Raw genomic sequence first — 14,208 nt, forward strand, 5'->3', positions numbered from 1 at the left:
CTATTCGACCGGCCGGAAGGGGGCATCCGCATCGCCGGTCCACCGATAGAGGCGAACGGTGCTGCTCTGCTGTTTGGTCTCCTTCGAACGGGCGTTCTGCGAAATGTAGAAATAGCCGCCGCCGAGCGGACACAGCCCCGTCGTTCCCCATTTGAAATCCCAGCCGTAGATGCCGCCGGCCGATTTCCCGGCGGGAACCAGCGAGAGCACCTCACCCTCGGTGGGCGTATCGAATCCCTGCAAAAGCTCCCTGCGAGCCGGTTTGCCGCCGTCGATCACAAAGAGCGAATAATTGGGGTACTGGGATTTTTTACCTTTGTAAACCGCGGCATAGCAGTTTCCCGACGCGGGATCATAGGCCAGGTTCTGAATTCCCCACGAGGTATTGCCCGTGCGGACGAAATACTTGTGATCGGGCGCCGCAGGGCCGCTTTTATGCAGACTTCCCTGCGAGAGCGGCTGCTCGAAACGCTTCCAGTCCTTCGTGTCGTAGGCGAGCAGCACCTGGTAATCGTTGTCCGTGCGCAGGGTGTCGCCGTAAACGCCGTAGGCCACATAGAGATAATCGCCGCCCTCCTTCGCTCCGAACCGGGGCGCGAAGGTCACGCCGTCGATGCCCGAACAGCCGAACCGGTGCTCGACCGTCCGTCCGCCGTTCTCCGCCGTTGCGAAATAGTCGTCGACGGCCTCCTTGATATAGACCGTGGTCATCACACGATCCTTTTCGGCATCCATGTCCGGGCGCGTGATGCGGTCCACGTCGAAAATGGCGACGTAGAATCCTGTCCGGTCCTTTTCGTCTTCAGGCGCCACCTGCCCGGCGTCGAGCGTCCGGCGGATGCCCTTGCCGATCGCATCGTCCTTGTATTCCAGCGAGCCGTAAACGCGGCCGTCGGCAGGATTCATCGTCAGGCAGCCCAGATGGCCCGTCATGCCGTCCACGCTGCCTATCAGATTGCCTTCGAAGTCCATCTTCAGCAGTTTGGTCGTGAAGGAGAAATAGATGTAGCCGCGTTCGAGATCGACGGCAATGCCCTGCACGTGGAACGGACCTTGTTCGCCCGAGCGGATTTCGCGCGGCAGGTTACGCAGATCGGGACCGTTTTTCGTCCGGTTGGCGCCCGACGGGCAGGCCGTCAGCAGCAGCGGAACGATCAGCAAAGGGAGCAGACGTTTGAGGTTCATCGGAAGTTTTTTTTACGTTAGCATCGGATTTATTTGCTTTTCCGCAACAAATATAAACAAAAACAACCAAAAACACAACCGAAAACACAACAAAAGAAAGAATCCTCCGCCCGATCGGGCGGAGGATTTTCACATTCAGACGTTCGCCACGAACTCTTCGAGGGCGGCAAGATCGACCGCCAGCGGTTCGGAGAATTGCGGCCGCCGCGTCAGCCGTTCGAGCCGCTCCGGAAGCGGCACCCGCGATCCGGTCACCGATTCGATGACCTCTCCGAACTTGGCGGGATGCGCCGTGGAGAGGTAAAAACCCGGCTTGTCCACGGCCGCCGAGGCCGCATAGCCGACGGCGCTGTGCGGATCGGAGAAATAGCCGTGGCGCTCATACAGCTCGTCGATCGTGCGGCGGATCGAGGCATCGTCGCAGCGGAATCCCTCCAGTTCGGCGCGCAGCATCTCCGGATCGCCGTCGCAGAGCCACAGCATCCGTTCGAAATTGCTCGGTGCGCCGACATCCATCGCATTGGCCGGAGTCCGCACCGACGGCCTCGGGCGGTAGACGCCCGTGCGGATGAACTCGGGCACGACATCGTTGACGTTCGAGGCGGCGACGAAGCCCCCGAGGGGCAGTCCCATGCGCCGGGCCAGCATTCCGGCGGCGAGGTTTCCGTAATTGCCGCTCGGCACGACGACGACAGGACGGTCGCCGCCCGTGGCCTGCCGCCACTGGCAATAACCGTAGAAATAGTAGAACGCCTGCGGAATCCAGCGCAGCAGGTTGATCGAATTGGCCGACGTCACCCGCCGCCGCTTGCGGAACGGGGCGTCGGCGAACAGCTCCTTCACGAGCCGCTGGCAATCGTCGAACGTTCCGGCGACGCGCAGCGGATGGATGTTGCCGCCCAGGGCGGTCATCTGGCACTCCTGCAGGCGGCTGATCTTCCCTTCGGGATAGAGCACCACGACCTCGACGCCCGGCACATTGTGAAACCCGTGCGCCACGGCGCTGCCCGTATCGCCCGAGGTGGCCGTGAGAATCACCAGTTTTTCATCGGCGGCGCCCAGCAGGCCTGTCATCCGGCCCATGAACCCGGCGCCGAAATCCTTGAAGGCGCAGGTCGGACCGTGGAACAGTTCCAGCGTATAGCGTCCCCGACCGACCACGCGCAGGGGCACGGGGAAGTCGTAAAGGCCGTCCAGTTCACGCTGCACGGCCTGCGAATCGAAATCGCCGCCGAAGAACAACCCCGCCAGATAACCCGCCAACGCGGCGTAGGATTCGCTGGCCAGACGCTCCGCAAGGGCCATGTCGGCCTGCGGAATCCGTTCGGGGACGAACAGCCCCCCGTCGGGGGCCAGCCCCATCATCGCGGCCTCGCGCAGCGAACAGCCGTGCGCCCGTTCCCGATCTCTCGTACTGTAATAATTCATCGTCCTTCGCTTTTGTTATTCGACAACCCGCGCCCCGGCATTCGACACGCGGCCCGCATAGCTATTACAACCGATTCCCAACCCTTCGAAATGCCGCTTCATCTCCCCGGAGATCCGCACGGCAGCCTCGTAATTGGAGGCCAGCGCGAAAACCGAGGGTCCCGATCCGGCGATGTTCATGGCCAGCGCGCCTCCGGCCAGCACCTGCTCCTTCAGCGCGTCGTACCCGGGGATGAATCCCTTGCGGTACGGCTCCGCCACGACGTCGTGCATCGAACGGCCGATCAGCGCCACGTCGCGCAGCGCGAACCCGGCGACCAGTCCGCCGACGTTGCCCCACTGCGCAACGGCATCCGACAGGGGAATCCGCTTCGGAAGCGCCTCGCGCGCCTCCCGGGTGCTGACCACGATGCCGGGATGCGCCACGGCGTAGAAAAAGTTGTCGGGCACGGGCAGCCGCACGATGTCGAACGGCCGGTAGCCGCGGACCAGCACCACGCCGCCCAACAGCGCGGGACCTACATTGTCGGCATGGGGCGTGCCGCCCAGCAACGCCTCGCCCATCATGGCGAACTCCACCAGCTGCTTGCCCGAGAACGGGCGGCCCAGCAGTTCGTTGACCCCGTAGACGGCGGCGGCCGACGAGGCGGCGCTCGACCCGATGCCGCTGCCGGGAGCGATCTTTTCGAGGATCTCCACCTCGATCCGCACCGGACGGCCGTAAGCTTCGAGCAAGGCCCGTACGGCGGGCGTGATGACGTTTTCTTCGACATTTCCGGGGAGTTCCATCCCGCTGCGGTTACGGATTTCGAATCCTTCGGCATTTTCCGCAACGCCCACTTCCAGCACGTCGCCCACGCCGTCGAGCGTAAGGCCCATCACATCGAAACCGCACCCCAGATTCGCGACCGTTCCCGGCGCGAAAACCTTAATATGTTTCATACCAATTTTTTTGATGAATTGAACTACCTTTGCCTGATTTTCTGTTTCCGCTCCGGCAGCCTTGGCCGGGATGTGCACACGCAGGTATGCAGACGGAATATTGACTACTGAACCCCCACGGGGGTCGTGGCAGTCGTCGTGGCAGTTGTGGCGGTCGTGAAGAGAGCGGTATAAACACAGCCTACGGGATTGCCGATAAATCCGCAACCTCGCCCTGTCGTCGTGTTATGCCGTTTGGTAACCATCGTCGGCAAATATAAAACAAATATTTTAATAATCCAAATCCATGTAACAATTTGTAAGTGGCCCGCCGTTGCGCAGACGGCCTTTTATTTATATAGGAGCAGCGCAAAAAGGCCGCAACAGAGATTTCGAAAATAAAAATGAAAGCCTTTCGGCCCACACCCGCCGGACCGCGGGAAGAAAACGCCCGGGAACCGCATCCGGAGGCCAAAATACCGGTTTCAAATTGTAAGCAAACACGAGCCGTCACGCACAGTTGCGAACTTCAGGAAAGAATATGCTTCCGGACTGTTACAATATTAAATTTTTTTAGGAAATTATTTGTTCAACTGATTCAATATTCATATCTTTGCCATAGTCAGACAGAAAGCATCCGGCATAACGGGGAGACCCGGCCTGCACGCGGATGCACTGTCGCAGAAAACGAACAAACACGGAAAACCGGCTATGAACGCCCTGAATCATTCGAATATTCACGTCATTACCCTGCTGCTCGTCGTCCTTCGGAGATAACGGGAGAAAGGTGGTGTGCATAGTTGATTGAAAATAAAGCCTTTCTCCCACCGGGGAAAGGTTTTTTTGTTACAGGACCGGACCCGGCAGGAGACTGAAACGAAAACGGAAAGATGAAACACACACTCAAAAGCGCCGTCACCACGACGGGCCGCCGGATGGCGGGAGCCAGAAGCCTCTGGCGCGCCAACGGCATGCGCGAAGAACAGTTCGGCCGGCCGGTCATCGGCATCGCCAATTCGTTCACCCAACTCGTGCCGGGGCACGTACACCTGCACGAAATCGGACAATATGTCAAACAGCGCATCGAAGCCCTCGGGTGCTTCGCCGCGGAGTTCAACACCATCGCCGTCGACGACGGCATCGCCATGGGCCACGACGGCATGCTCTACTCGCTGCCTTCGCGCGAGATCATCGCCGACAGCGTCGAGTACATGGCCTCCGCCCACAAGATCGACGCGCTGGTCTGCATTTCGAACTGCGACAAGATCACCCCCGGCATGCTGATGGCCGCCATGCGGCTCAACATCCCGACGGTCTTCGTCTCGGGCGGGCCGATGGAGGCCGGAAAATTTCAGGGCCGCAGCGTCGACCTGATCGACGCCATGGTGATGGGGGCCGACGAGACGTGCAGCGACGCGCAGATCGCCGAGATCGAGCGCTGCGCCTGCCCCGGCTGCGGATCGTGCTCGGGCATGTTCACGGCCAACTCGATGAACTGTCTGACCGAGGCGCTGGGTCTCTCGCTGCCGGGCAACGGCACGATCGTCGCCACCCACGTCAATCGCCGCCGGCTGTTCGAGGACGCTGCGGCGCTCATCGTCCGCAATGCCGAACGTTACTACTTCGAGGGCGACGAGCGGGTGCTTCCGCGTTCGATCACCACGAAGGCCGCCTTCGAAAACGCCATGTCGTTAGACATCGCCATGGGCGGCTCGACCAACACGGTCCTGCACCTGCTGGCCGTGGCCCACGAGGCCGGCGTCGATTTCACGATGCAGGACATCGACCGCCTTTCGCGCCGGGTCCCGGTGCTCTGCAAGGTCGCCCCCAACTCGCACTACCACATCCAGGACGTCAACCGCGCCGGAGGCATCTTCGCCATTCTGGGCGAGCTTGACCGTGCCGGACTGCTCGACACCTCGGTCCTGCGCGTCGACGGGCGCACGCTGGGCGAAGCGATCCCGGCCTGCGACATTCTCAACCCGGCAGCCGCCGACGCCGCGCGACGCCGCGCGCTCAGCGCCCCGGCAGGCCATTACAGCCGCGAGCTGGGCGCACAGCACTCCTACTACGAAGAACCCGACACCGATCGCACGGCGGGCTGCATCCGCGACGTGGAGCACGCCTATTTCCGCGACGGCGGACTGGCCGTGCTGACGGGCAACATAGCCCGGCAGGGCTGCGTCGTCAAAACCGCCGGCGTGGACGAAAAACTGTTCGTCTTCCGCGGCCCGGCGCGCGTTTACGAATCGCAGGAGCAGGCCATGAACGGCATTCTCGCCGACGAGGTGCAGCCGGGCGAAGTGGTCGTCATCCGCTACGAAGGCCCCAAGGGCGGCCCGGGCATGCAGGAGATGCTCTACCCCACGTCGTACCTCAAGTCGAAACACCTCGACAAGGCCTGCGCGCTGATCACCGACGGGCGTTTCTCGGGCGGAACCTCGGGGCTTTCGATCGGCCACGTCTCGCCGGAAGCCGCCTCGGGCGGAGAGATCGCCGTCGTCCGCACGGGCGATGAGATCGAGATCGACATCCCCGGCCGCTCGATCCGCCTCGCGGTCGACGACGCGGAGATCGCCGCCCGCATGGCCGCACAGGAACGCTTCCGCCCCGCCGGCCGCGACCGCCGCGTTCCGGCGTCGCTGCGCGCCTATGCCCGGCTGGTCAGCTCGGCCGACAAAGGCGCCGTACGTATCGTCGACGATAACGAAGAATAAAAAACGGACCCGCAATGAATACCTCTCAAACACTCCGTCCCGAAGAGCGACGCGCGGCCTCCGACCCCTCGATGACGGGATCGAAGGCCCTGATCGAATCATTTCTCCAAGAGGGCGTCGAAACCGTTTTCGGCTATCCCGGAGGCGCGATCATCCCCGTCTACGACGCGCTTTACGACTACCGCGACCGCCTGCGCCACATCCTCGTACGTCACGAGCAGGGCGCCGTGCACGCCGCACAGGGCTATGCCCGCGTCAGCGGCCGCGTCGGGGTCTGTCTGGTGACCTCGGGTCCCGGCGCCACGAACACCGTGACGGGGCTGGCCGACGCGCTGATGGACTCCACGCCGCTGGTGCTCGTCACCGGACAGGTCGGCTCCGCGCTGCTGGGCACCGACGCCTTTCAGGAGACCAATTTCATCGGCATCACGCAGGCCGTCACCAAATGGAACTGCCAGGTCAAGCGCACCGAGGACATTCCCGCGGCCATCGCCAAGGCCTTCTACATCGCCCGCTCGGGCCGTCCGGGTCCCGTCGTGGTCGACATCACCAAGGACGCACAATGCGGAACAGCTCCGTTCCGCTACGAAAAAATCACCTCGATCCGCAGTTACCTCCCCGCGCCCGTCCCCGACGCGGAACGCATCGCCGAAGCCGCACGGCTGATCGACCAGGCCCGCCGTCCGCTGGTCATGGTGGGTCAGGGCGTCATCCTGGGCAACGCCGAAGCCGAGCTGCGGGCACTGCTCGACAAGAGCGGCATGCCCGCCGCCTCGACCCTGCTGGGTCTCTCGGCCCTGCCGACCGACCATCCGCAAAACGTGGGCATGCTGGGCATGCACGGCAACTACGGTCCCAACATCAAGAATCAGGAGTGCGACCTGCTCGTGGCCGTGGGCATGCGTTTCGACGACCGCGTGACGGGGAATCCCGCGCATTTCGGCGCCAACGCCAAGGTGATCCACCTGGAGATCGACCCCGCGGAGATCGGCAAGATCATCCCGGCCGACGTGGCGGTCGTGGGCGATGTGAAACGCTCCCTGCCGCTCATCACCGAGCGTATCCGCAAACGCGACCACAGCCAATGGATCGCCGGATTCCGCGCCTGCGACCAGATCGAATACGAAGCCGTCATCCGCAAGGCCGTGCATCCCGCCGAGGGGCGTATCCGCATGGGCGAGGCGGTCGCCGCCGTGGCCCGGGCCTACCGCAACGACGCGGTGCTGGTGACCGACGTGGGCCAGCAGCAGATGAACGCCGCGCGCTATTTCGGATTCCGCCGCACGCGCAGCGTGGTCACCTCGGGCGGTCTCGGCACGATGGGATTCGGACTTCCGGCGGCCATCGGGGCCAAGTTGGGCGCCCCCGACCGCGAAGTCGTCCTTTTCGCCGGCGACGGCGGCCTGCAAATGACCATTCAGGAGCTGGGCACGATCTTCCAGTCGAAGATCCCCGTGAAAATCGTCCTGCTGAACAACTCGTTCCTCGGCATGGTGCGCCAATGGCAGGAGCTGTTCTACGACCGCCGCTACTCCTTTACGGAGATGGTCAACCCCGATTTCGGGCTGATCGCCCGCGGCAACGGCCTTTCGTACCGCTGCGTCGAACGGCGCGAGGAACTCGACGAGGCCATCGCCGCCATGAAGGTCTCCGAAGGCGCCTTCCTGCTCGAGGTGCGCGTCGAGGGCGAAGAGAACATTTTCCCGATGGTCCCGGCGGGCGCCCCGGTATCGGAAATCCGGTTCGAATAAAACGAAACAGCGTATGGAACAGGAATACATCATCACCGTGTTTTCAGAGAACAAGGTGGGCCTGCTGAGCCAGATCACCACCGTCTTCACCTGCCGCGACGTGAACATCGAGAGCCTCACGACCTCGGAATCGGCGTTGCAGGGCATCCACAAATTCACCATCGTGGTCCGCACCACACCCGACCAGGTCGACAAACTCGTGCGGCAGGTCGAGAAGAAGATCGACGTGCTGAAGACCTTCGTCTACACCCCCGACGAGGTCGTGCAGCAGGAGATCGCCCTCTACAAGGTGACCCGCAGCCGGGGCGTCGAACAACTCGTCAGGGAACACAACGTCCGCATTCTGGAGATCGACGAGGACTACATCGTCGTCGAGAAGACCGGCCACAAAGCCGACACGCAGGCGTTGTTCCGCCTGCTGCAACCCTACGGCGTACAGCAGTTCGTGCGCAGCGGCACGGTGGCCATCATCAAGTCGCGGCGCGAGCTGCTGAACGAGTACCTTGAAGAAATCGACCGTTTAAGGGCCGAATCCGATGAAGAAGGGAGCAAAAGCGAAAAATAACTTCCAGAACATATAACAAACTCAAAATCACGAAAATCATGGCAAAGATCAATTTCGGCGGCGTCGAAGAGAACGTCGTAACCCGCGAGGAATTTCCTCTGGAAAAAGCGCTCGAAACACTCAAGGACGAGACCATCGCCGTCATCGGCTACGGCGTGCAAGGCCCCGGACAGTCGCTCAACCTGCGCGACAACGGATTCAGGGTCATCGTGGGCCAGCGCGAAGGCTCCGCGAGCTGGGACAAGGCCGTAGCCGACGGCTGGGTGCCGGGCCAGACGCTTTTCGGCATCGAGGAGGCCGCCGAGCGCGCCACGATCATCCAGTACCTGCTCTCCGACGCCGGGCAGATCGCCGTATGGCCTTCAATCAAAAAGCACCTCACGCCGGGCAAGGCCCTCTATTTCTCCCACGGCTTCGGCATCACCTACAAGGAGCGCACGGGCATCGTGCCCCCGGCCGACGTGGACGTGATCCTGATCGCCCCGAAAGGCTCGGGAACCTCGCTGCGGCGCATGTTCCTCCAGGGCCGCGGACTCAATTCGAGCTATGCGGTGTTCCAGGACGCCACGGGCCGCGCCTTCGAACGCGTCGTGGCGCTGGGCATCGGCGTGGGTTCGGGCTACCTGTTCGAAACCGACTTCAAGCGCGAGGTCTACTCCGACCTCACGGGCGAGCGCGGCACGCTGATGGGCGCCATCCAAGGCATCTTCGCCGCCCAGTACGACACGCTGCGCGCCAACGGCCACACCCCCTCGGAGGCCTTCAACGAAACGGTCGAGGAGCTGACCCAGTCGCTCATGCCGCTGGTCTCGGAGAACGGCATGGACTGGATGTACGCCAACTGTTCGACCACGGCCCAGCGCGGCGCGCTGGACTGGTGGAAGAAGTTCCGCGACGCCACGAAGCCCGTCTTCGAAGAGCTGTACAGGGAGGTGGCCGCCGGCAACGAGGCCCAGCGTTCGATCGACCTGAACAGCAAACCCGACTACCGCGAGAAGCTCAACGAGGAGCTGCGCGAGATGCGCGAAAGCGAGATGTGGCAGACCGGCGCCGTCGTGCGCAAGCTGCGTCCCGAAAACAACTGACACAAGGCAAGGTCCTGAAAAAGGCCGGCGGCAGCAGTCGCCGGCCTTTTTCGCGCAATTCGGTTTTGCACCCGTTCAATTTTTATGTATCTTTGCCTGCCGGAACACCGACAATCCAAACAAAACTACTCAATATGTACAGCCATGACAACCGGGTGGTCATCACCCTCGACGCCGGCGGCACGAACCTCGTTTTCGGCGCCATGCAGGCCAACAAATTCATTGTGGAGCCGATCACCCTCCCGTCGCATGCCGAGAACCTCGACAAATGCCTCGCGACAATGGTCGAAGGGTTCCAGGCCGTCATCGACCGTCTGTCCGAAAAACCCGTAGCCATCAGTTTTGCATTCCCCGGCCCGGCCGACTATCCGAACGGCATCATCGGCGGTTATCTGCCCAACTTCCCGTCGTTCCGCGAAGGCGTGGCGCTGGGTCCGTTCCTCGAAGCGAAATTCGGCATCCCGGTATACATCAACAACGACGGCGACCTGTTCGCCTACGGCGAGGCGCTGGGAGGCGCCCTGCCCGAGGTCAACGCCCGGCTCGAAGCGCTGGGAAGCCCGAAGAAATACAAAAACCTCGTCGGCTACACCTTCGGCACGGGACTCGGCGTGGGCCTTGTGATCGACAACCGGCTGAACCGCGGCGACAACTCATGCGTCGAGACGTTCTGCCTGCGTCACAAGAAAATGCCCGAAATCATCGTCGAGGACGGGGCGTCGATCCGTGCCGTGAAACGCGTCTACGGCGAAGCTTCGGGCGACGTGAACCACACCTTCGAACCGAAAGATATCTGCGAAATCGCCGAGGGTAAACGCCCGGGAGATGTCGAGGCCGCGAAGAAGGCTTTTGCCGAAATGGGCGAGATCGCCGGCGACGCCATGGCTACGGCCGTGACGCTGGTGGACGGCCTGATCGTCATCGGCGGCGGCATCACGGCGGCCCGCAAATGGATCATGCCCAGCCTGCTGAACGAGCTGCGTTCGAAGATGCACCAGCTCAACGGCAACGAGTTGAACCGCGTGCAGATGAAGGTTTACGATCTGGACGACGAGACGGAGTTCCGCGAATTCGCCAAGGGCGCGCAGCGGCCCCTGAAAGTCTACGGCACGGACCGCTACGTGGCCTACGACCCGCAGAAACGCATCGGCGTGACCATTTCGAAACTCGGCGCGAGCCAGGCCATTTCGGTCGGAGCATACGCTTTCGCCTTGAGCCAGCTCGACACGGAAAACGCATAAAATAGATCGACCATGTATAAATTTCAACCGATTCTGAAATCCCTGATCTGGGGCGGCGAGAAGATCGCCCCTTACAAGGGAATCGCCACCGACCAGCGCAACATCGGCGAAAGCTGGGAGCTTTCGGGCGTCAAGGACAACGAGTCCGTCGTCGCCGAAGGCCCCGAAGCCGGGACATCGCTCCCGGAACTGATCGCCCGTCACGGCGCGGCGCTGTTGGGCAAAGCCAACTACGGGCGTTTCGGCGAGGAGTTCCCACTGCTGATCAAGTTCATCGACGCCCGGCAGGACCTCTCGATCCAGGTGCACCCGAACGACGAGCTGGCATGGGAACGCCACAAATCCAAGGGCAAGACCGAAATGTGGTACGTGGTGTCGGCGGATAAGGACGCGCACCTGCGTTCGGGCTTCTCGAAGCAGGTAACGCCGGCCGAGTACGAGGCCAGCGTCGGGGACAACACCATCACGGACATCCTGGCCGACTACAAGATCGCACCGGGCGACGTATTCTTCCTGCCCGCGGGACGTGTGCACTCGATCGGCGCGGGGTCGTTCATCGCCGAAATCCAGCAGACCTCGAACATCACCTACCGCATCTACGATTTCAACCGCCGCGATGCCAACGGCAACACCCGCGAACTGCACACCGAACTGGCGAAGGGCGCCATCGACTACACCGTGCTGCCCGATTACCGGACGCATTACGAGCCGGCGCAGGACACGCGCGTGGAGCTGGTGTCGTGCCCTTATTTCACCACGTCGCTCTACGATCTGACCCGCCCCGAGACGCTCGACCTCGCGTCGCTCGACTCGTTCGTCGTGGCGATTTGCATCGAGGGCCGCGGTACGCTCACCGACGACAGCGGCGCAGCGGTTCCGGTGCACCAGGGCGAAACGGTCCTGATTCCGGCTTCGGCCCGTTCGCTCGCCTTCACGCCCGACGGCGGCATGAAGATTCTGACAAGCTGGATCGGCTGATCCGCCTCTTCGGCTCAACGAAAAAACTCCGGCCTGCGAAAATGCAGGCCGGAGTTTTTCGTTACGGCAAGCCGGAATTACTCCGCCTTGAACCACGCCTTCGTGTCGTAGGTCGCTCCCGCACCCGTCTTCACCACCGAAGCGTCGACCGGGAAATACCCCTTCGCCGCATCCATCGAAGAGAACGGAGCTTCCACGCCGTCGCCCATCTGGTTGTTTGCAGGCGTGTAGCTTCCGGTATGCTTCGCCGACCAGAAATTCGTATCGCTGACCGGCGCGGTGTAGAGGTAATTATAGGTTACCTCCGCCTTGTCAGCCGTAAATCCGGCCGTGTCATACACACCCGTCAGATAATTTTTCGCGGTAACACCGGTATAATACCCGACATTCTTGGTCACGGTCAGCCCTGCGAGGACATAAGCCCGGATCATAATGTTCGGCTGGTAAATGTTATAAATCGTATTGTTCGTCACCTCGACCTGAAGCCGGGTCGTCTGGAATGCCTGCGGCCTGTCCCCGCAGTTGATCAGGTAGTTCTGCAAAGGCGTTTCGGCATAAAATACGTTGTTATCCAGACGAATCAACTGCTGCATATGCGCGTCCTTCGCCTTGGTCGAATAGAACGGCTTGTTGGCGACGGTCATCTTCACGATCGAATTCCCGAAATAGACACTCTTGAAATTCTGCGTATTGTGCGAATCGTAAACCACATTGTAGGCGGCATCCACGGTACAATCCTCGACATGCAGCGTCGGATCATAGGTGGCATTGGTCGTCGTAAAGAGGTTGTAATTGCCCGAAGCCGCGATATGCAGGTTCTTGAAAGCCGCATTGTACTTGCAACGCAGTTCCGGCCCGGAGATCGTCGCCTGCGCACGTTCGGGATAACGGCCGATCAGCACGATGTCGCCCATATTGATCGACGCGCCCGAAATCGTGAACGACAGATCGGCAGCATCGGAGTTGTCGACGAAAATCAAACCTCCGGCCGTAATGATCGCAGCGGTCAGTTCGGAGGGCTTGAGCAGCTGCGCTTCCGGATAGACCGTCTTATTGATCGTCAGGTCGCCCAGCGCGATGTCTTTCCCGTCCTGATAATCCTGATAGTAGTCCGTCTCGGCGGTAACGGGAGCCTCCGCCGTCGTGTTCCCGACGCTTGCCACCTCGCTCGTCAGATCGCCGGCATAGGCGACCACGTAGATCGTATAGGCCGTATTGGCTTCGAGATTCCCGACCGTCACGCCCGTACCCGTACCGGCCGTGCCTTCGGCAAGGACCCTGGCGGCGTCGGGAGCCGCTTCCGTCGATTTGAGGCAGAGGTATTTCCAGCCGTCGGCATTGGCCGAGGGCGCAACGTCGAAGGTCAGCGCCGACTGCGTGGGTTCGACCGTCGCGGAGTTGGTCACCGCAACCGTCGGAGCGGCGGGAGCCGTTCCGGTGCTCTCGACCTGGATTTTGGCCACCGTCGAAAGCCCGCCGGCCGCAAAGGCCTCGATCGCCACGTCCTTCGACGTGTCGGCCGTGGCGCGGGTCACGGCTGCGGGGGCCGTCACGATCAGTTCGGCCCTCTCATCCACGGCATCGGTCAGGCGTGCCGACCAGCCCTCGGGAGCCGACAGTTTCACCTGCTCGACACCTCGGATCTCCACCACGAAACGCTTGGTGGCCCCGGCGTCGAACGTCTGCACGCCCTCGGTCGGCGTGACGATCCGGCAGAAGAAATCGTTCACGATCGGAATGCGCAGTTCCTCGCCGCCGAGCAGCCTGATATAGAGGTCGCCGCCGTCGACCTTCACCTCCTCGAAGAACTTGTCGGTCACCGTACCCGAGCCGATGGCCTTGACGGGCTGACCCTTGGTGTCCTTCACATTTTCGAAGGAGGTGCCGCCGTCGTAGCTCACCTGCCAGTAGCCGGTGGCCTCGTCGATGCGGAACCGGGGCGTCGTGCCGTCCTCGGCCACGGCCTTCACGCCGAGCGAGGTGAACGTGGCTCCGTTGTCGGTCGACACCTGCCACTCGCCCTTGTCGTTGATCGAGACGATCGGAATCACGGCCTCGGCCTCGCTGCCCTGCACCAGTTCGATGGTCTCGCCGTTGGTCAGCGTGATGAGATATTTGCCATCGGAGGTCTCGACCTTGGAGATCGTGGCGCCGCCGTAGAGTTTCTGCAACGCCTCGATGTTGCCGTTCAGCGCGTCGACCTGCGTTTCGAGCGCCTGCACGCGGCTCTTCAGGTCGTCGATCGCATCCCACAGGTCATCGTTGTTGTCGCACGACTGGAAAACCGCAGCCAGCGCGACGAAGATCAGGATCAGATACTTTTTCATAATATGTTTG

The 14,208-nt window shown here is 61.9% G+C and carries 10 protein-coding genes; 6 read left to right on the forward strand and 4 right to left on the reverse strand.

Annotated features, from left to right (window positions below; translation table 11 throughout):
- The 3 genes from BHV64_RS03660 to BHV64_RS03670 all read right to left on the reverse strand — a co-directional run bounded on the left by BHV64_RS03660 (position 1) and on the right by BHV64_RS03670 (position 3,555).
- Positions 1-1,185 (reverse strand): hypothetical protein, encoded by a 1,185-nt coding sequence (locus BHV64_RS03660; protein ID WP_138266038.1) that lies wholly within the window; start codon positions 1,183-1,185, stop codon positions 1-3.
- A 135-nt stretch (positions 1,186-1,320) separates the two neighbouring features.
- Entirely contained in the window at positions 1,321-2,613 is a 1,293-nt protein-coding gene (gene thrC / locus BHV64_RS03665) for a threonine synthase (protein ID WP_217727324.1), read from the reverse strand.
- 15 nt (positions 2,614-2,628) lie between these two features.
- On the reverse strand, positions 2,629-3,555 hold the full coding sequence (locus BHV64_RS03670) for a homoserine kinase (RefSeq protein ID WP_044054038.1): 927 nt from the start codon (positions 3,553-3,555) through the stop codon (positions 2,629-2,631).
- Positions 3,556-4,424: 869 nt separating this feature from the next.
- Between BHV64_RS03670 and ilvD the strand changes: the two genes are divergently transcribed.
- The 6 genes from ilvD to BHV64_RS03700 all read left to right on the forward strand — a co-directional run bounded on the left by ilvD (position 4,425) and on the right by BHV64_RS03700 (position 11,871).
- The gene (ilvD, locus tag BHV64_RS03675) at positions 4,425-6,251 is read left to right on the forward strand and encodes a dihydroxy-acid dehydratase (RefSeq protein ID WP_149887715.1); all 1,827 of its coding nucleotides are present in this window, start codon (positions 4,425-4,427) and stop codon (positions 6,249-6,251) included.
- Positions 6,252-6,265: 14 nt separating this feature from the next.
- Entirely contained in the window at positions 6,266-8,002 is a 1,737-nt protein-coding gene (gene ilvB / locus BHV64_RS03680; protein WP_253092202.1) for a biosynthetic-type acetolactate synthase large subunit, read from the forward strand.
- 13 nt (positions 8,003-8,015) lie between these two features.
- Positions 8,016-8,567 carry an acetolactate synthase small subunit gene (gene ilvN, locus BHV64_RS03685; protein ID WP_015546319.1) on the forward strand — a complete coding sequence of 184 codons (552 nt, stop codon included), beginning with the start codon at positions 8,016-8,018 and terminating at the stop codon, positions 8,565-8,567.
- A 38-nt stretch (positions 8,568-8,605) separates the two neighbouring features.
- Positions 8,606-9,652, forward strand: a complete 1,047-nt coding sequence (ilvC, locus tag BHV64_RS03690) for a ketol-acid reductoisomerase (protein ID WP_138266035.1) — start codon at positions 8,606-8,608, stop codon at positions 9,650-9,652.
- 134 nt (positions 9,653-9,786) lie between these two features.
- Positions 9,787-10,893, forward strand: coding sequence for an ROK family protein (locus BHV64_RS03695; protein WP_015546317.1), 1,107 nt, complete (start codon positions 9,787-9,789; stop codon positions 10,891-10,893).
- Between the two features lie 12 nt (positions 10,894-10,905).
- Positions 10,906-11,871 carry a type I phosphomannose isomerase catalytic subunit gene (locus BHV64_RS03700; RefSeq protein WP_138266034.1) on the forward strand — a complete coding sequence of 322 codons (966 nt, stop codon included), beginning with the start codon at positions 10,906-10,908 and terminating at the stop codon, positions 11,869-11,871.
- A 77-nt stretch (positions 11,872-11,948) separates the two neighbouring features.
- Here the strand turns inward: BHV64_RS03700 and BHV64_RS03705 are convergent, their stop codons facing one another.
- A complete protein-coding gene (locus tag BHV64_RS03705; protein WP_288115568.1) occupies positions 11,949-14,198 on the reverse strand; it encodes a PL29 family lyase N-terminal domain-containing protein in 2,250 nt (749 codons plus the stop codon).
- Positions 14,199-14,208: the final 10 nt, after the last annotated feature.

It is taken from the genome of Alistipes sp. 56_sp_Nov_56_25 (genome assembly GCF_001915285.1).
In the GTDB taxonomy this organism is placed as follows: Bacteria; Bacteroidota; Bacteroidia; order Bacteroidales; family Rikenellaceae; genus Alistipes; species Alistipes shahii.